Source organism: Monashia sp. NPDC004114 (assembly GCF_053603855.1).
Window position 1 is genome coordinate 23,917 of the sequence record NZ_JBSGGK010000017.1, and the last position, 16,817, is coordinate 40,733.

Sequence of the window (16,817 nt, forward strand, 5' to 3'; positions counted from 1 at the left end):
ACGGCTTGGGCCCGGTTCGCACCGAACCGGGCCTTTGCCATGCCGCTGGATGCCGCCGGCGTATGCCGTCAGCCCCGGGTTCGCGTGAACGCCCGCGCGCGTGCGGGCGCCGTCGCAGAATCGATCGTCAGGGCGACACGGAACGGAGGGCGAGGCATGGACTCAGGCGAGACGAGCGAGACGGCCGGCACGGTCGGCACGGACGACGTCGGCGCGCTCTACCGACGCAGCGTGCAGTGGTGGTCCGAGCGTGTGGCGGCCGTCACCGACGACCAGTGGGACCTGCCTACCCCGTGCACGGAGTGGTCGGTGCGGGACCTGGTCAACCACGTCGTCGGCGAGGACCGCTGGACCTCGCCTCTGATGCGAGGCGAGACGATCGCGCAGGTGGGTGACCGGTTCGACGGGGACGTGCTCGGGGACGACCCGCGCGGAGCCGGGCGCGAGGCCGCGGACGAGGCGACCGCAGCTGTCGAGGAGACCTTGCCGAGCCACGGCACGGTGCAGCTGTCCTACGGCGAGGAGTCGATGGACGAGTACGTCAGCCAGCTCACCGCCGACCACCTGGTGCACGGCTGGGACCTGGCCGTCGCCACCGGGAACGCCCGCGAGCTGGACCCCGGCCTCGTCGACGGGGTGGGCACGTGGTTCGAGCGGGTGGAGGATGCCTACCGCGGCGGTGGCGCGATCGCGGCTCGGGGCGCTCTGTCCGGCGACCCGCAGTCAGACCTGCTGGCTCGCTTCGGCCGGGACGCGCGCTGGGGCCCCAACCACGCCGGGTTCGCCTCCTTCAACGCGGCGTTCGCACGCGGCGACGTCGCCGCGATCATGGCTCACATGACCGGCGACTGCGTCTTCGAGTCCACCGGCCCGGCCCCCGATGGCGTCCGCCACGAAGGTGCGGCCGCGGTGCGGGCGGTGTGGGAGGAGCTGTTCACGCACACGCGAGAGCCCAGGTTCATCGAGGAGGAGTCCTTCGTCGACGGTGACCGCGGCGTCCTGCGATGGCGCTATGAGTGGACCGCAGACGACGGCTCGACAGGACACGTGCGCGGCATCGACCTGGTACGCCTGCGGGACGGCAAGGTGAGCGAGAAGCGCTCCTACGTCAAGGGATAGGACTTCACGCGGCCGTCAGCGCTCAGGGCTGACTCGCCGACGGGTCCGCGGGCGCCGGCGACACGCTCGTCGTCGGCGCCGGCTCGGTCGGGCTGGGTGGTCCTGGCGGGGGCGGCTCGGACGATGTCGTGGGTTCTGGCGTGGTCGGGTCGGGCATCGTCGGGTCGGGCGTCGTCGGGTCAGCCGTCGTCGGTGGCACTGACGTGACAGGAGGGGCCGGCGTGGTGGGCAGCTCGCTCGTCGGCGGGGTGGTCGTCCACGGGTTCGTCGCGGGCGGCCTCGAGGTCGGGCCGGTCGGCCGGGTCGGCACGGTCGGGCGCGCTGTCGGCACGCTCGGATCCATGCCCGGCACGCCGGCCGGCGGCCGGCTCGTCGGTGTCGCCGCGCCAGGCGCGACGATCGTCGCATCGGGCAGCGGGACGTCGCCGTCCTCGACGGTGTGGATCAGGTGCCCGCGACGGTCGAGCACGACGTGCGGGACCACGGCATACGGGACCGACTTGGCGTCTGATGGCGGGAAGCCGAGGTAGGGCGCCGGGTCGACGTAGCGGTCGTTGAGGATGACGTCGAAGTGCAGGTGGCAGCCGGTGGACCAGCCCGTCGTGCCGACAAGGCCGATCACCTGGCCCTGCTTGACGACGTCGCCCTCCTTGACGAAGAAGCGCGACTGGTGGCCGTATGCCGTCCTGAGCGTGGGCGTGTGCTCGATGATCGTGCGCAGGCCCCAGGAGTTGGACACCTCGGCGTAGATGACCGTGCCCGCGGCCGCGGCCCGGATGGGGGTGCCGCAGACGGCGGCGAGGTCGATACCGGTGTGGAACATCGGCCGCCCCAGCACCGGGTGCACGCGCGGGCCGAACGGCGAGGTCTCAGCGCCAGGCACGGGGTGCACGAACACCGGCCTGCCGGTGACCGGGTCCGCCAGGGCGTACGGGGCGAGGACCTGCACCGCTATGGCTCGGGCCGCGAGCGGGGTGAGCTGGATGGCGGGAAACATGAACCCGCCGCCGGCTGCGTCGGCGAAGGCCGAGGGGGCGGGTGACCCCCCGCCGAGACCGGCCAGAGCACCGTCGGTGAGACCGTCACCGGCCCGGCCGACCGCTGCCGCAGCCTCAGCAACGACGGCTGGGGCGCTCGAGACCAGCACGACGTCGGTTCCCGGAACCTGGGCGGCACTGCCGCCCAGGAGCGGCATCACGCACAGCAGAGCCACGAGTGCCGCTATCGGCGCCCTGCGACCGCTCAGGCGAATCTCGAGGACCAGAGGAGACGTCGTTTCGGCGACGCGCACGCTCACTCGTTGGGCGTCGTCCGGTCCACCGTCGGGTTGGGGGCAGTTGGGTCGACCGGTGCCTGGGCCTGCGGCAGCGGAGCCCCGGGCTGGGTCGACGGTCCACCGATCGCTCCGGGCTGGGTCGACCCGCCGACGGCGGGTGCGCCCGGCGTGGAGCCGAACGTGCCGGGTGCCTGGTCCCCGAACGAGATGCTCGGCACGGCAGCCTCGGACGCGGGGGTCTCGAAGTACTCCGCCCGGCGGACGCTCGCGATGTTCGCGACGATGTTGGACGGGATGGTCTCGACCTTGGTGTTGAGGTCGCGGACGAGGGCGTTGTAGTAGCGACGCGAGGACGCGATCCGGTCCTCGGTGCTCGTCAGCTCCTGCTGGAGCGCGAGGAAGTTCTGGTTCGCCTTGAGGTCCGGGTACGCCTCTGCGACGGCGATGAGCCGCCCGAGCGCCTGGCTCAGCATCCCTTCGCTCTGCGCCGCCTGGGCGGGCGACTGGCCGCCGGCCATCGCCGCGGACCGGGCTCGCATGACCTCCTCGAGCGTGCCCCGCTCGTGCGCGGCATACCCCTTCACGGTCTCGACGAGGTTGGGGATCAGGTCGTGCCGGCGCTTCAGCTCGACATCGATCTGGCGCCACCCCTCCTCGACCTTGTTGCGGAGGCTGATCAGCCCGTTGTAGGAGACGACGCCGAAGATGACGAGGAGCACGAGCAGGCCGAGCAGGATCCAGACGACGATCATGGGTTCTCCCCCAGCATCAGGTGGTCAGTGTTCTCGATCCTAGACCGGTCAGCGACGGCGTTGTCGTGGGTCCGTCCTAGGGTGGCGGGCATGGAGACGGACGTGCTCAGGTGCCGGTTCTCGGCCGAGCTGTGGCGCTGGGAGGCGCAGTCCGGCTGGTTCTTCGTGACCGTGTCCGACGACGCGTCGGCGCTGATCCGCGAGCGCCCGCGCCCGCCCCGTGGCTTCGGCTCGGTCCGGGTGCGGGCCACCATCGGCAGGACGACGTGGGCGACGTCCGTGTTCCCCGAGTCGACGCGGGGTGCCTACGTGCTGCCGGTGAAGAAGGCGGTCCGCACGGCCGAGGGGCTCGACGAGGGAGAGACGGCCGACGTGGTCCTGGAGGTGCTCGAGTGATGCCCGCCCGCAACCGGGTCAGCCCGCTCGGCGAGGTCGTGGTTGCGCCGGGCCGGGGTGCCTGGATGGGCAACCGCGGCCGGCTGCACGAGGGTGCCGGCACCCGTGACGTGGTGCGCAACCACCAGACGAAGGCCTGGATCACGTGCTCCCTGACGTTCTGGGACCGCCGGGTTGCCCAGTGGGAGCCCGGCCACTACACACCGTTGTTCTTCCTCGACGAGGCGGTTGCCCTCTCGGCGGGACACCGACCCTGCGCCGAGTGCCGCCGCCCGGCATACACCGAGTTCCGCGGCCTCGTCTCCGAGGCGAAGGGCGCTCCACGGCTGCTGGCCGGCGACCTCGACCGTCTGCTCCACGACGAGCGGTGGGACCCGGCCGCGCGCGGCCGGCGGCTGCACGAGACCACCTGGTCAGCGCTGCCCACGGGTGCGTTCGTCCTGGTCGACGACGGCCCGGCGGTCGTCGCCGACGAGCACCTGACGCTGTGGCAGGCAGACAACACGTACGGGCGACGGCTGCCGCGTCCGCGAGCCGGCAAGGTCACTCTGGTGACGCCGCCGTCGACGGTCGAGGCGCTCCGGCGCGGGTACCCCGTCCAGGTCGCCGACTCAGCGCTCTGAGGGCGCACTCATGCGGGGTCAGGCGAGTCCGAGCTCCTCGAGCGAGTACGCGAACCGGTAGTCGACGCCGGTCTCCGCCTTGATCCGCTCGCCCGCGCCGGTCGCCCGGTCGGCGATCGTCGCGACCGCCACCACCTCGGCACCGTCCTCACGGGCAGCCTCGACCGCCGCCAGCGGCGACGCACCCGTGGTCGTCGTGTCCTCGACGACCAGCACCTGGCGGCCCGAGATCGACGGGCCTTCGATGCGCTGCTGCAGCCCGTGCGCCTTGCCGGCCTTGCGCACGACGAACGCGTCGAGGCGATCGCCGGCCGCTGCCGCGGCGTGCAGCATCGAGGTCGCCACGGGGTCGGCACCGAGCGTCAGGCCACCGACGGCGGCATACGACAGGTCCTTGGTCAGGTCGCGCATGACGATCCCGACGAGGGGTGCCGCCTCGCCGTCGAGAGAGATCCGGCGCAGGTCGACGTAGTAGTCGGCCTCCTTGCCGGACGACAGCGTGACCCGGCCGTGGACGATCGCCTTGGCCTTGATGATCTCGAGCAGCCGGGCGCGCGCCGCGGCGACGTCGGTCTGGCTGGCGGTCTGGCTGGCGGTGCGGCTGGCGGTCTCTGGCGTCTGGGTCACGCCTCGATGGTATTGCCCGGCGACGCCCCGCCCGTGGCAGGTCAGTCGTTGCGTCGGTCCGACGCAGAGCGTCGGCTCCAAGGCAGCCTGCCCATCCGGAGCTGGCTGCGCACGAGAGAGCGCGGCAGCAGCCGCACGAGACCGACGACCGCCTTGTACTGCGCGCTCGGCACCGAGACGACCCGGCCCCGGGCGACGTCGTCCAGACAGTCGCTGACCAGCTGCTTCGCGTCGAGCCACAGCAGCTTCGGGCCGGGGCTGGAGATCCCGGCGCGCTGCTGGAACTCGGTCACGGTGAAGCCCGGGCAGAGCGCTGTCGCCGTGACGCCGGTTCCGCGCAGCTCGCCGGCCAGGGACTCGGTGAAGACCGTGACGTAGGCCTTGGCCGCGGAGTAGGAGCCTGAGGCGAGGAATCCGGCGACGGAGGAGACGTTGACGATCGCCCCGTGCCGGCGCTCGACCATGCCCGGGGCCGCGGCGTGCGAGAGCACCATCACGGCCCGTGTGAGCACGTCGAACATACGCTCCTCGACCTCGAGGTCGTTGCGCAGGAAGCTCCGTTTGACGCCATAGCCGGCGTTGTTGACGAGCAGGTCGACGGGCCGAGAGGGGTCCGCGAGGCGATCGGCGACACGGCCGAGCGCCGTCCGGTCCGACAGGTCGGCCGGCAGCACCTCGACATCGACCCCGAAGCTGGAGCGCAGCTCGACGGCCACCGCGTCCAGGCGCGGCAGGTCGCGGGCCACGATGACCAGGTCGTGGCGTCGGGCGGCGAGCTGGACGGCGAACTCGTGGCCGATACCTGAGCTCGCTCCCGTGACGAGCGCGGTGGGCCGGGATGCAGCATCGCGGGTCATGGCGCACACCTTAGGCGCACACCCGAGGCGCCACTGGGCCGCAGCGCGGATTAGGGTGACCCTCTGTGCGGATTGCCACGTGGAACGTCAACTCGATCCGGTCGCGCATCGACCGGGTGGAGGCGTGGCTCAGCCGTGCCCAGGTCGACGTCATGGCGATCCAGGAGACGAAGGCCCGCGAGGACCAGTTCCCCTTCGACCGGTTCAAGGCGCTGGGGTACGACGTGGCGCACCATGGGATGAGCCAGTGGAACGGCGTGGCCATCGCCTCACGCATCGGACTCGAGGACGTGCGCGTCGGTTTCGAGGGGATGCCCGGTTGGGGCGACCCGGTGGCGTCCGAGGCCCGCGCCATCGGGGCCGTGTGTGGCGGCGTGCGGATCTGGTCGCTGTACGTCCCCAACGGCCGTGCTCTCGACGACCCGCACCTGGGGTACAAGATCGACTGGCTCGGCGCCCTCGCGACGGCAGGCCGGGCCTGGCTCGCGGCCGACCCGGACGCCCAGATCGCGCTGCTCGGAGACTGGAACATCGCTCCGACCGATGCCGACGTGTGGAGCGTCGAGTACTACGAAGACAAGACGCACACGTCGCCCGGTGAGCGGTCCGCCTTCCAGGGCGTCGTCGACGCCGGTTACGTCGATGTCGTGCGACCGCACACCTCGGAGCCGGGCACCTTCACCTACTGGGACTACAAGCAGCTGCGCTTCCAAAAGCGGCAGGGCATGCGCATCGACTTCGCGCTGTGCTCGCCCGCGCTGGCCGACCGGGTCGTCGGCGCGGTGATCGACCGCGAGGAGCGCAAGGGCAAGGGCGCGTCCGACCATGCCCCGGTCGTCTTCGAGGTCGCGGACTGATGGAACAGAACCGTCGCAGCATCGTCACGCCGGACGGCGCGGTGCTGTCCGTGCACGTCTACGCGCGGCGCGATGCACCGCCCGAGGCGCCGACACTCGTGCTGGCACACGACTGGACCCTGACCCACGAGAGCTGGCGACCCGTCGTGACGGCGCTGGCCGACGCGGACGTTCGCATCGTCCTGTGGGACCAGCGCGGTCACGGCCGCTCGGCAATGGGATTGGCCCGCAAGGAGATTCAGTCGGTCTCCGTCGCCCACCTCGGCCGCGACCTGCGTGCTGTCGTGCGCGGAGTCGTGCCGGAGCCGTCGCCCGTGGTGCTCGGCGGCCACTCGATGGGCGGCATGACGGTCCTGTCGTATGCGGCCCAGTTCGCGAGCGAGTTCACCGCGCGGGTGCGTGGCGCGCTCCTCGTGTCGACGGCATACCACGGGCTCGAGCTGGAGCCGAGCCGCAGCGAGGCTGCCCTCATGCGACTGCTCGCCAAAGGTATGCCGCTGCCGCACGGGCGTGCCGTGAAGGTGAAGTCCCAGCGCGCGCTGCTCTTCGGTGAGGAAGCCGACGACGACGACGTCGACGCGACGATGCGCCAGGTCGCGAGCACGCGCCTGACGACGTTCGGGGCGTTCTACTCGGCCCTGCAGGACATCGACCTGCGCGAGGCGCTGCCTGCGCTGGCGGAGGTGCCGGTGGCGATCGTCGCGGGCCGCCGGGACACGCTGACGCCGTCCGAGCGGGCGCGGGCTCTGTGGCTCGCGCTGCCGCATGCGTCGTACACCGAGCTGCCCGCCGCTGGGCACATGCTGACGTACGAGGCGACCGACGAGATCGCCGAGGCGCTGCGCTCGCTCGCCCGGTCTGCAGCGACGGCCTGACCCTGTCCGGCCGGGGTCAGAGCCCGACGAACCGGGGTTCGTCGGCGGTCGGCGCCTCGACGTTACGGCGTGACCCGAGCGTGAAGGCGACCAGCGCCCCGGCGAGGGCGGCGACCGACCCGCCGAGGAAGACCGTCTGGACCTGGACGACACCAGCCCCGATGAGCGCGTCCGTGTCGAGCGGGTTCGGTAGGCGGCGAACGGTGTCGAAGTAGCGGTTGAGCCCGATCGACGTCAGCAGGGCGAGCCCGACGACCATCCCGACCATCCGAGCGACCACGACGAGCGCGCTGGCCACCCCGTGCGCATCGTGTGGTGAGTCGGCCAGCGCCGCGTTGTTAACCGGTGCCAGCGCCAGCCCGACCCCCAGGCCCACCACGACGAGCACGACTGTCGTCGGGACCACGTCGACGACCGACTCGAGCGTCCAGCGGGACATGACGAAGGTCCCGGCGGCCGCGAGCAGCAGCCCGACCCCGGCAACCGGGCCGTCGCCGGCGAACCGCAGCGACCAGCCCCCGAGCAGTGCGCCGACCGGGACGGCCAGCAGGAAGCGGACGAGGACGAGCGCCGCGCCGGTCTCGTCGTAGGTGTCGGTGAGCCTGGCCAGCAGTGGCACGTCGACGACGATGGCGACCAGGGCTGCCCCGACGAGCAGGCTGACCACGAAGGCCCGGACGCCGCGAGCACCGACGACGCCGCGTGGGATGAGCGGGTCGGTGGCCCGACGGTGCCACCACACCAAGGCCACGAGCGCCGCGGCCCCGACCGGGAGCAGGCTGTAGCCGAGCGGACCGACGACCTCCTTCTCCGGGTCGGAGGACGCAAACGTGAGGACGAGGCTCCCCAGTGCGACGGCGACGAGCGTCGCGCCGAAAAGGTCGGCCCGACGCAGGACCGCCCACCATCGAGGGGCGGTCACCACTGCGAGGAGCAGCAGCAGCCCGAGCCCGACCATCGCGATCGGGGTCATCACCCGGGACTCACCCGCGAAGGGGACGAAGGGTGCACCGAGCGTGACATCGGTGACCAGTGAGTCGGGAGCCGCCAGGGCGAGCCCGAGGGCCGCGACACCGATGACAGCCACCGACCACACCACCCCCACGTCGAGTGGCCGCCTCGTCACCCGCGTGGCTCCGGCGGCTGGGGCTGGTGGGGTGGGGTGGCCACTCGATGTGGTCTGGGCCGGGGCTGGTGGGGTGGGGTGGCCACTCGACGTGGTCTGGGCCGGGGCTGGTGGGGTGGGGTGGCCACTCGACGTGGGGGGCGCTGGGGCGCCGAGGACGCGAATGACGGCATACAGGACGAGGGCTGCGGCCACGTTGAACCAGAAGATCGCCCGCCAGCCGGACCACGTGAGGATGAGCGCCCCGATCACCGGCCCGAGCACGGAGCCGAGCTCCTGGACGGCGCCCACGACGCCGAGCGGCGTGCCGCGCCGGTCCGCGGGCCACAGGTCGGCGACCAGGGCCAGGGTCGCCGGAACGAGGCCGCCGCCGCCGACCCCCTGGAGCACGCGGCCGGTCACGAGGACCGGCATCTCCACCGCGAGCGCCGTGATCGCCGAGCCGACGACGAACACGACGAGGCAGCCGAGCAGGATGCGCCGCCGGTCCAGCAGGTCGGAGAGGCGCCCGATGAGCGGCAGCACCGCGATGTAGCCCAGCAGGAACCCCGAGATGATCGGGGTTGCACGCTGGAGCGCGTCGATGCCGATCCCGACGCCGGCCATCATGTCGGTCAGCGCGAGGACCACCACGTAGGTGTCGGCTGCGGCGAGGGCGACAGCCGCAGACGCCGCGGCAAGCAGGCCGAACCGGTGACGGCCGCCGTCTGGGGTGGTCACGGGGGCGTCAGGGCTTGGTGATCGTCACGGGCTGGCCGTACTGGTCGAGCGTGAGCGTGTATGTCGCCGTGGTCCCCGGCCCGAAGAACGGCCCGGTCAGCGTGACCTGCCGCAGCTCGCCCGAGTCGGTCAGTCCGTATGTCACGTCGAACGTGCCGTTGGGGTCGCCGATGAGGAACAGGTCGGTGACCGCCTTGCCGGGCAGGGTGCCCTTGATCGTCGAGAGCACCTCGCTGCCGACCCGCACCTTGTCGCCCGCGACCGGGGACGTCGTGGCGGTCAGCAGCGTCGTCAAGCCCTTGTCAGTCGAGAAGAGAACCGCGGGGTCGGGCAGCCCGAACGTCTTGGGATCGATCTTGTTCGTGCCGGGGATGAGCGGGAGCTGTGCGTAGACCTCGCCGTCGAGCGAGGTGATCTCCGCGTCGGCCTGGATCCCCTTGAGCATGACCTTGAAGGTGCCCTTGAAGGCGGGTGGGTGCTTGCCCCAGCCGTCGGCCGAGACGACACCAGACGCACCGTCCGGCACGTTCGCGCTGCCGAGCTTGAGGTGAACCGACGGCGAGCTGTCGACCTTCGCCTTCGCCGCGGCAAGCTGCTGCGCAGGGGAGAGCACGGACTGGGTCGGACTTGGGGCCTGCGAGTCGCCGGAGCAGGCGGCAAGGGACAGGGCACAGGCCGCCGAGAGGGTGGCCGCCGCGAGCTTTCCGGTGATGCGCATGGGCGTCAGGCTAACGGAGCCCGGTCTCAGGTCGGCTGCGCGGAGAGCACATCGCGACAACGGGTATGGCTACTGTCGAAGGATTCCGTGGCGGGCCCCTCCCGCCCATGACAAAGGAGCATTTCCTATGGCCCTGCTCGGTGTGATCCTCCTGCTGGCTGGGATCGGAGCCGGCGTCTACGCCTACGTGGGCACCCACGCACTCACGGCCACCACCACGGTGACCGCGTTCGGGTTCTCCCGCGAGGCGACCCCTCTCGAGCTCGTCGGCTACGGCGTGCTCGCCATGCTGTTGTTCGCGCTCGGATGGGCGCTGCTCACCGCGTCGGCACGCCGCCGCGCTCGTGCGCGCCGGCTGGAGCGTGAGGACTCCCGTGTCGCCCAGCTCGAGGAGCGTTCGGCGTCCGACCGTCTCGAGCACGACCGCCGCTTCGAGGAGGCGGGGCTCCGTGACGAGGATCTGCGTCGGCGGGAGGCCGAGCTTGCCGCCCGCCACGAGGGCCTGAACCAGCGCGAGGCCGAGCTGAGCCACCGCGAGAGCGCACCCGGCATGGGGGCTGCCGGCGCAGGGGCTGCCGGTGCTGGGGCTGCCGGCGCGGGCGCGTTCGGCGACCAGGGCTACCGGCGCACGGCCGCCGCGGGCACCGTGGGCACCGAGGGCACAGCGGACACCGGTCTGATGGCACCGGCCGGGACCGGCGCGGCGGACGCTGATCCGGCTCGCGGTCGAGACGCCGATGTGGCGCGCAGCCAGGAGAGCGGCTCTGGAGGTGCGATCGACACCGACGCGGCCAGCCCGGGAGACTACGACGCCGAGGACCAGCGCACGGCCTGGACCAAGGAGGCTCCGGCCGACTCGGGGACGTCAGCGATGTCAGCCGATGAGCCCCCGGCCCGGCCCGCCGAGACGCGTGGCCGCCCCCACGACGCACCGCACCAGACCGTGTGAGGGAGCACACCGCATACGTCTTCGACCTCGACGGAGTCGTCCGCGACTTCGCCCCGGGTGACGCCAACCCGGTGATCGAGGAAGCGCTCGGGCTGCCGAGTGGCCAGGTCGCGGCGACCGCGTTCCGACCGGATCTGCTGCTCCCGACGATCACGGGACAGCAGACGTTCGAGGCGTGGTTCGCCGCGATCTGCGGCGCGCTGGAGGAGATCGTGCCCGAGCCCGGCCGGGTGCGTGAGCACATGCAGGCGTGGCGGGCGCATCGCGGCACCGTCGTCGATGAGACCGTCGAGCGACTCAGCGCGCTGCGCGCCGGTGGCCGCCGGACCTACGTCTTCACCAACGGCACCGACTACGTCCCCGAGGAGCTCGAGCTGCTCGGCGTCACGCACCTGTTCGACGGTTTGCTCAACAGCGCCGACTTCGGCGTCGCCAAGCCGGATCCACTGGCGTATGCCGCCGCCCACAAGGCCGTCGAGGCCGACCTGGGCCGCGAGATCCCAAGACACGAGGTGTGGTTCACGGACGACCGCGCGGAGAACGTCGACGCTGCGCTCGAGTTCGGCTGGGACGCAGAGGTATTCACCCGCCACTAAGTGCGGGCCGGGCCCTCTCGCTCGGCTGCGGGGAGCGAGACCACGGCCCGGACGCCCGGCCCCGCCTCCTCGAGGCGCACGTCTCCACCCCACCGTCGCACCAGCGCTCGCGTGATCGGAAGGCCGAGCCCGGTGCCCCCGCTGTCGCGGTCCCGGCCCTCGTCCAGGCGCGTGAACCGGTCGAAGACGCGCTCGCGGTCGGCCACGGGTATGCCGCTGCCGTCGTCGGTGACGCTCGCCTCGACCCGATGTCCGACGGCCGTGGCGTCCAGCACGACGGCGGTCCGGGCGTGGCGCACGCCGTTGTCGACGAGGTTGACCAGGGCCCGCACGAGGTCGTCCTCGTCCACGCGCGCGTTGACGCTCCGGCTAGCGAGGCCGGGCGCAACCCGCACCGGCACCCGGGCCGCCGCGTAGCGTCCGTGCACCTGGACGAGCAGCGCCGCGACGTCGACCGTGACATCGCGGCGACCCGTCGCGGTGGCGGCGTCGTCGGCGCGAGCGAGCAGCAGCAGGTCGTTGACGACGGCGGAGAGACGTTCGACGTCGGGCAGGACGTCCGCGGGCACGTCTCCTCCCTCGCCGAGCCGCTGGGCGACCTCGAGCTGGGTGCGCATGCTCGCGAGCGGGCTGCGCAGCTCGTGGGCGGCGTCCGCGACGAAGGCCCGCTGCTTGCGGCGGGCTGTGGCGATCCGGTCGAGCATGGCGTTGAGGGTCGCGGCGAGGGCGCTCACCTCGTCGTCGGTCGGGGGCACCGGGAGCCGCTCCGTGTCCGACGACGACTCGTCGATGCGCTCGGCCCCCCGGCGCAGCGCCTCCACCGGCGCGAGTGCCGCGCCGATCACGCGCCAGGCGATGAGCGCGAGGGCGGCGAGCAGCAGCGGGAAGATCGCGAGCAGCAGCCAGCGCAGGGTCCGCGCGCTCTGCTCGATGTCGGCGGTCGGGGCCGCCGCGACGACGCTGTATGCCGTCCCGTTGCCGCCCTCGGGCCGCGCGTCCACCGCGGCGACCTGAAGACGCCCCGCCAGCCCGGACCGGCTCCCCGGCACCACGACCGACTCCCCCGCCAGCGCCTGTCGCAGCTCCTCCGGTGTGACCAGGGGCGTGAGCCGGTCCGCGGTGACGGACCCGCTGACGACCCGGCCCTGCGAGTCGAGGACCTGGAGCACCTGGGCTCCTGACACAGGCACGGGGTCGGGCACCCGACCGGCGCCGACGAGCAGCGCCACCTGCTCCGCGCTGGACCGGGCCGCCCCCTCGACCGAGCGGCTGAGCGATCCGGTGAGAACGGCATACATGAGCACCCCTCCGATGAGGAGCGCGCCGGCGACGCCGACCAGACCGACGAGCAACAGCCGCGCGCGGAGGCTGAGCCTCGCGAGCCGGCCCGAGAGGCGTGTGCCGCGACGGGTCGCGGTCATCGTGCCATCCGGTAGCCGACGCCGCGCACGGTCTCGATGCGCGACCGGCCGAGCTTGCGGCGAAGGTAGCCGATGTAGACCTCGACGACGTTCGCGTCGTCGAGGTCGCCCCACACCTTCTCCAGGAGATCCTCCTTCGGCACGACGGCGGTGGCGGCGCGCATGAGGTGCTCGAGCAGGAGGAACTCGCGCGGCGCGAGCGGCACCTCGGCACCCTCGACCTCGACCCGATGCGTGGCCGGGTCGAGCTCGACCCCGGCCGCCCGCAGGACGACCGGGCGTGGCGCCGGGTCACGTCGCAGCAGCGCACGCAGCCGGGCGACGAGGACCACGAACGAGAAAGGCTTGGTGAGGTAGTCGTCGGCGCCGTAGTCGAGCCCGTCGGCCTCGTCGTACTCGCCGTCCTTGGCCGTCAGAAGCAGGACTGGGACCCAGTTCTCCTCGGCGCGAAGCGTCTTCACCACCGTGTATCCCGACATCCGCGGAAGCATGATGTCGAGCACGACGACGTCGTAGGCGCCGAACCGTGCCGCCTCGAGACCGGAGAGCCCGTCCGCCACGTGGTCGACCACGAAGCCCTCGGCCGCGAGGCCGCGCACCAGCGCCGCCGCCATCCGCGCCTCGTCCTCGACCAAGAGCACCCGCACACCGTCACGATGTCACGGTGCGGCCAGATCGGCAGCGCCGCGTCGCCTCACCGGTCTCAGTGGTCTCTCAGGCGACCCGGAGCACGATGTGCGTATGAGCATCTTCACCGAACACCCAGCAGCGCGCTGGGGCCTACCCGTCGCAGCCGTCGGGGTCATCGGCGCCACCGCGCTCGCCATCAACCAGAACGCGACCGCCGACGCCGGCCTCCCCCCGCGCACCCCCATGCAGCTCGTCGCCGACGTCCGGTCGGCCGACGTGTCGAGCCTGTCCGGGACGGTCGTGCAGACGTCCGATCTCGGGCTGCCCCAGCTCCCGAGCCTCACAGGAGGCGGCTCGGGTGGACCGGGCGGATCCGGCGCGGCGAGCAGCTCCCTCAGCTCGCTCGTGTCCGGCACGCACACGTGGCGCATCTGGCTCGACGGTCCGACCCGGCAGCGGCTCGCTCTCGTCGGGACGAGCGGCGAGTCCGATGTCATCCGCAACGGCAGCGACCTGTGGCTGTGGTCCAGCGCCGACAAGACCGCCGTGCACCACACGCTCGGCGCCAAGGACAACGCTCCCGACGGCACGTCGACCGGCAAGCCCAAGGGGCTCCCGGGCGGGATGGCCACCGGGCTTCCCTCCACCCCGGACTCCGCCGCGGCAGCTGCGATGGCCGCCATGGGCAACGACACGAGCGTGACGACCTCGGGCACGGCGTCGGTCGCCGGCCGCTCGGCCTACGAGCTCGTGCTCACCCCGAAGTCGAAGACGACCCGGGTCGCGTCGGTCCGTATCGCCATCGACGCCGAGAAGCACGTTCCGCTCCGGGTCCAGGTCTTCTCGACCAAGCTGTCCAACCCCGCCTTCGAGGTCGGCTTCACCTCGGTCGACTTCTCGAAGCCCGAGGCGCGACAGTTCGAGTTCACTCCTCCGGCCGGCACGACCGTCACCCAGTCGGACAGCCTCAAGAAGTCGGCCGGGGCCACGAACGCCGCTCCGCTGAAGGGCCTGTCCTCTGCCGATGCGGTCAAGGCCGCCTCGCAGGTCAAGGTGGTCGGGTCCGGCTGGAGCACCGTCGTCGTGGCGCCGCTCTCGACTGCGACCGGCGCCTCGGGCACGTCGGGCGCGGCGGGCTCGGGCTCCTCGGGACCGGCGGGTGACCTCACGAAGCAGCTGAACGGCATACTCAAGGCGCTCCCGACGACGTCGGGCACCTGGGGCAGCGGCCATGTCCTCGAAGGCACGCTCTTCTCGGCGGTCATCACCGACGACGGACGCGTGGCAGTGGGCGCGGTGGCACCCGACCAGCTGTATGCCGCACTGGCGGCGAAGTGACCGAGGCCCGAGCCACGTCGGCCCCCGCCCGTGATCTCGCGATCACGACGCACGGACTGACGAAACGCTTCCGGGACAAGGCGGCCGTCGACAGCGTCGACCTGGTGGTCCCGAGGGGGTCGGTCTACGGCTTCCTCGGGCCCAACGGATCCGGCAAGACGACCACGATCCGGATGCTCCTCGGCCTGGTGCGGCCGACGGAGGGCACGAGCACCCTTCTGGGACAACCGATCCCGGGATCGGCGCAGGCCGTCCTGCCGCAGGTCGGGTCGCTCGTCGAGGGTCCTGCCTTCCACCCGTACCTGTCCGGCCGGGCCAACCTGCGGCGTCTCGACGCCGCCGACCTGACCGCCGACCCGCACACGACGGCCAAGCGGGTCGATGCGGCCCTCGACCGGGTCGGGCTGCTCGCCGCGGCCGGCAAGCGCTACCGGGCCTACTCGCTCGGGATGCGTCAGCGCCTGGCCATCGCGGCTGCGTTGCTGGTCCCCCGCGAGCTGCTCGTCCTCGACGAGCCGACGAACGGCCTTGACCCACAAGGGACTCGCGAGGTTCGTCACCTCGTCGCCTCGCTCGCGTCCGAGGGTGCGACCGTCTTCGTGTCGAGCCACCTGCTGTCGGAGGTCGAGCAGATGTGCACCCACCTCGGCGTCATGAGCGATGGACGCCTCGTCGCCCAGGGGTCGTCGACCGAGGTCAGGGGCGGGGCCGCGCCCGTCGCGCGGGTCCTCACCGACCAGCCGGGCGAGGCGGCGCGCATTCTCGGCGAGCTCGGGCTGATCGCGGTGGAAGCCGTGCCGGGCGGCGTCAGGGGGACGCCCGACGGCGTCGCACCCGAGAAGATCGTGTCCGCGCTCGTCGAGGGCGGCGTCGGCGTCAAGGAGTTCACCGTGACGAGCCCGAGCCTGGAGGACCTGTTCGTCGCGCTCACCGGGGAGGGTTTCGATGTCAGCGGTTGAGAGCGTCGCACCGGTCGAGCCGGTGGCCGCAGCACCTCGCCCGCGCGCCCGGTGGTTCTCGACCCGGCTCCTTCGGTCGGAGCTGCGGCTCATCGCCGGCCGCCGTCGCAACCAGATGGGGCTGCTCGTCCTCGCGGCGGTGCCGATCCTCATGGCCATCGCCGTGCGGATCTCCACGCCCCGCGAAGGACGTGGCCCCGACTTCCTCTCGTCGATCACCTCGAACGGGCTCTTCGTCCCGCTCGCGGCGCTCGGCGTCGAGATCGGACTGTTCCTGCCTCTGGCCATCGCGATGCTCTCGGGCGACTCGGTGGCGGGCGAGGCGAACCTCGGGACGCTGCGCTACCTGCTCACCGTCCCGGTCGGGCGCACGCGCCTGCTCGCGGTCAAGTACGCCGCGCTCGTCATCGGCGCGCTCTGGGGCGTGGCCGTGGTGACGGTCGCCGGGGCGATCATCGGGATCGCGCTCTTCGGCACCGGCGACATGCCGACGCTGTCCGGCACCGAGCTGTCGTTCGGGGCCGCGGTGTGGCGGGTCGTGCTGGTCAGCCTGTACGTAGCCGCGGGCCTCGCCGCCCTCGGCGCGGTCGGGCTGTTCATCTCGACCCTCACCGAGCAGCCCCTGGCCGCGACGGTCGCGCTGATGATCTTCACGATCCTGTCGTGGATCGCGGACTCTGTGCCGCAGATCTCCTGGCTCCATCCGTGGCTCATCGTCGACCAGTGGGGCGCGTTCGCCGACATCATGCGCGACCCGCCGTTCTGGGACAACGTGGCCCGTGGTCTGTGGGTCGACCTCGGGTATGCCGTCGTGTTCTGGCTCCTCGCCTGGTCACGCTTCGCCGGCAAAGACATCACCAGCTGACGCATCCAACCCCTGTCGAGTGGTCGCCCGCTCACACCAGCCCCCGACATACCGAGACGAAGCGGCCACTCGACCAGGCCAAGCCCTCTGGAACCTACCCAGCCTCCGGTCGG

18 protein-coding genes are annotated in these 16,817 nt (G+C 72.0%); 10 read left to right on the plus strand and 8 right to left on the minus strand.

Annotated features, from left to right (window positions below):
• Positions 1–156 precede the first annotated feature (156 nt).
• Positions 157–1,119: a TIGR03086 family metal-binding protein gene (locus ACWEOW_RS19300; RefSeq protein ID WP_452270859.1), complete on the plus strand. Its 963-nt coding sequence runs from the start codon at positions 157–159 to the stop codon at positions 1,117–1,119.
• Positions 1,120–1,141: 22 nt separating this feature from the next.
• Here ACWEOW_RS19300 and ACWEOW_RS19305 read toward each other — a convergent pair whose 3' ends face one another.
• Positions 1,142–2,410 (minus strand): M23 family metallopeptidase, encoded by a 1,269-nt coding sequence (locus ACWEOW_RS19305; RefSeq protein ID WP_452270860.1) that lies wholly within the window; start codon positions 2,408–2,410, stop codon positions 1,142–1,144.
• A gap of 2 nt (positions 2,411–2,412) precedes the next feature.
• A complete protein-coding gene (locus ACWEOW_RS19310) occupies positions 2,413–3,147 on the minus strand; it encodes a LemA family protein (RefSeq protein ID WP_452270861.1) in 735 nt (244 codons plus the stop codon).
• Positions 3,148–3,237: 90 nt separating this feature from the next.
• On the opposite strand from ACWEOW_RS19310, the gene ACWEOW_RS19315 reads away from it, so the two are divergent.
• Together ACWEOW_RS19315 and ACWEOW_RS19320 are read left to right on the plus strand one after the other, a co-directional pair.
• A complete protein-coding gene (locus ACWEOW_RS19315; protein WP_452270862.1) occupies positions 3,238–3,543 on the plus strand; it encodes a DUF1905 domain-containing protein in 306 nt (101 codons plus the stop codon).
• Entirely contained in the window at positions 3,543–4,166 is a 624-nt protein-coding gene (locus tag ACWEOW_RS19320) for a hypothetical protein (protein WP_452270863.1), read from the plus strand. The genes ACWEOW_RS19315 and ACWEOW_RS19320 overlap by 1 nt, the downstream gene beginning before the upstream one ends.
• Before the next feature lie 18 nt (positions 4,167–4,184).
• On the opposite strand, the gene pyrE is transcribed toward ACWEOW_RS19320, so the two are convergent.
• Positions 4,185–4,793, minus strand: a complete 609-nt coding sequence (pyrE, locus tag ACWEOW_RS19325; RefSeq protein WP_452270864.1) for an orotate phosphoribosyltransferase — start codon at positions 4,791–4,793, stop codon at positions 4,185–4,187.
• Positions 4,794–4,834: 41 nt separating this feature from the next.
• Positions 4,835–5,650: an SDR family NAD(P)-dependent oxidoreductase gene (locus tag ACWEOW_RS19330; protein ID WP_452270865.1), complete on the minus strand. Its 816-nt coding sequence runs from the start codon at positions 5,648–5,650 to the stop codon at positions 4,835–4,837.
• Positions 5,651–5,715: 65 nt separating this feature from the next.
• On the opposite strand from ACWEOW_RS19330, the gene ACWEOW_RS19335 reads away from it, so the two are divergent.
• Together ACWEOW_RS19335 and ACWEOW_RS19340 are read left to right on the plus strand one after the other, a co-directional pair.
• A complete protein-coding gene (locus tag ACWEOW_RS19335; protein WP_452270866.1) occupies positions 5,716–6,507 on the plus strand; it encodes an exodeoxyribonuclease III in 792 nt (263 codons plus the stop codon).
• On the plus strand, positions 6,507–7,382 hold the full coding sequence (locus ACWEOW_RS19340) for an alpha/beta fold hydrolase (protein WP_452270867.1): 876 nt from the start codon (positions 6,507–6,509) through the stop codon (positions 7,380–7,382). Before ACWEOW_RS19335 ends, ACWEOW_RS19340 begins: the two co-directional genes overlap by 1 nt.
• A gap of 16 nt (positions 7,383–7,398) precedes the next feature.
• Here the strand turns inward: ACWEOW_RS19340 and ACWEOW_RS19345 are convergent, their stop codons facing one another.
• Together ACWEOW_RS19345 and ACWEOW_RS19350 are read right to left on the minus strand one after the other, a co-directional pair.
• On the minus strand, positions 7,399–9,228 hold the full coding sequence (locus ACWEOW_RS19345) for an MFS transporter (RefSeq protein ID WP_452270868.1): 1,830 nt from the start codon (positions 9,226–9,228) through the stop codon (positions 7,399–7,401).
• A gap of 7 nt (positions 9,229–9,235) precedes the next feature.
• A complete protein-coding gene (locus tag ACWEOW_RS19350; protein WP_452270869.1) occupies positions 9,236–9,946 on the minus strand; it encodes an LppX_LprAFG lipoprotein in 711 nt (236 codons plus the stop codon).
• A gap of 127 nt (positions 9,947–10,073) precedes the next feature.
• On the opposite strand from ACWEOW_RS19350, the gene ACWEOW_RS19355 reads away from it, so the two are divergent.
• Together ACWEOW_RS19355 and ACWEOW_RS19360 are read left to right on the plus strand one after the other, a co-directional pair.
• Positions 10,074–10,895, plus strand: coding sequence for a hypothetical protein (locus ACWEOW_RS19355; RefSeq protein WP_452270870.1), 822 nt, complete (start codon positions 10,074–10,076; stop codon positions 10,893–10,895).
• Positions 10,892–11,491: an HAD family hydrolase gene (locus tag ACWEOW_RS19360; protein ID WP_452270871.1), complete on the plus strand. Its 600-nt coding sequence runs from the start codon at positions 10,892–10,894 to the stop codon at positions 11,489–11,491. Before ACWEOW_RS19355 ends, ACWEOW_RS19360 begins: the two co-directional genes overlap by 4 nt.
• On the opposite strand, the gene ACWEOW_RS19365 is transcribed toward ACWEOW_RS19360, so the two are convergent.
• Entirely contained in the window at positions 11,488–12,912 is a 1,425-nt protein-coding gene (locus tag ACWEOW_RS19365; protein WP_452270872.1) for a sensor histidine kinase, read from the minus strand. The two genes, ACWEOW_RS19360 and ACWEOW_RS19365, sit on opposite strands and share 4 nt — an antisense overlap.
• Positions 12,909–13,559 (minus strand): response regulator transcription factor, encoded by a 651-nt coding sequence (locus tag ACWEOW_RS19370; RefSeq protein WP_452270873.1) that lies wholly within the window; start codon positions 13,557–13,559, stop codon positions 12,909–12,911. The genes ACWEOW_RS19365 and ACWEOW_RS19370 overlap by 4 nt, the downstream gene beginning before the upstream one ends.
• Positions 13,560–13,653: 94 nt before the next feature.
• Here ACWEOW_RS19370 and ACWEOW_RS19375 point away from each other — a divergent pair, with 94 nt between their 5' ends.
• The 3 genes from ACWEOW_RS19375 to ACWEOW_RS19385 are packed head-to-tail and all read left to right on the plus strand — an operon-like array spanning position 13,654 to position 16,704.
• On the plus strand, positions 13,654–14,880 hold the full coding sequence (locus tag ACWEOW_RS19375; RefSeq protein WP_452270874.1) for a LolA family protein: 1,227 nt from the start codon (positions 13,654–13,656) through the stop codon (positions 14,878–14,880).
• Positions 14,877–15,839 carry an ATP-binding cassette domain-containing protein gene (locus ACWEOW_RS19380; protein ID WP_452270875.1) on the plus strand — a complete coding sequence of 321 codons (963 nt, stop codon included), beginning with the start codon at positions 14,877–14,879 and terminating at the stop codon, positions 15,837–15,839. Before ACWEOW_RS19375 ends, ACWEOW_RS19380 begins: the two co-directional genes overlap by 4 nt.
• Complete coding sequence (locus tag ACWEOW_RS19385; protein ID WP_452270876.1) at positions 15,826–16,704, plus strand: ABC transporter permease; 879 nt, start codon at positions 15,826–15,828, stop codon at positions 16,702–16,704. Before ACWEOW_RS19380 ends, ACWEOW_RS19385 begins: the two co-directional genes overlap by 14 nt.
• The last annotated feature ends 113 nt before the right edge of the window (positions 16,705–16,817 follow it).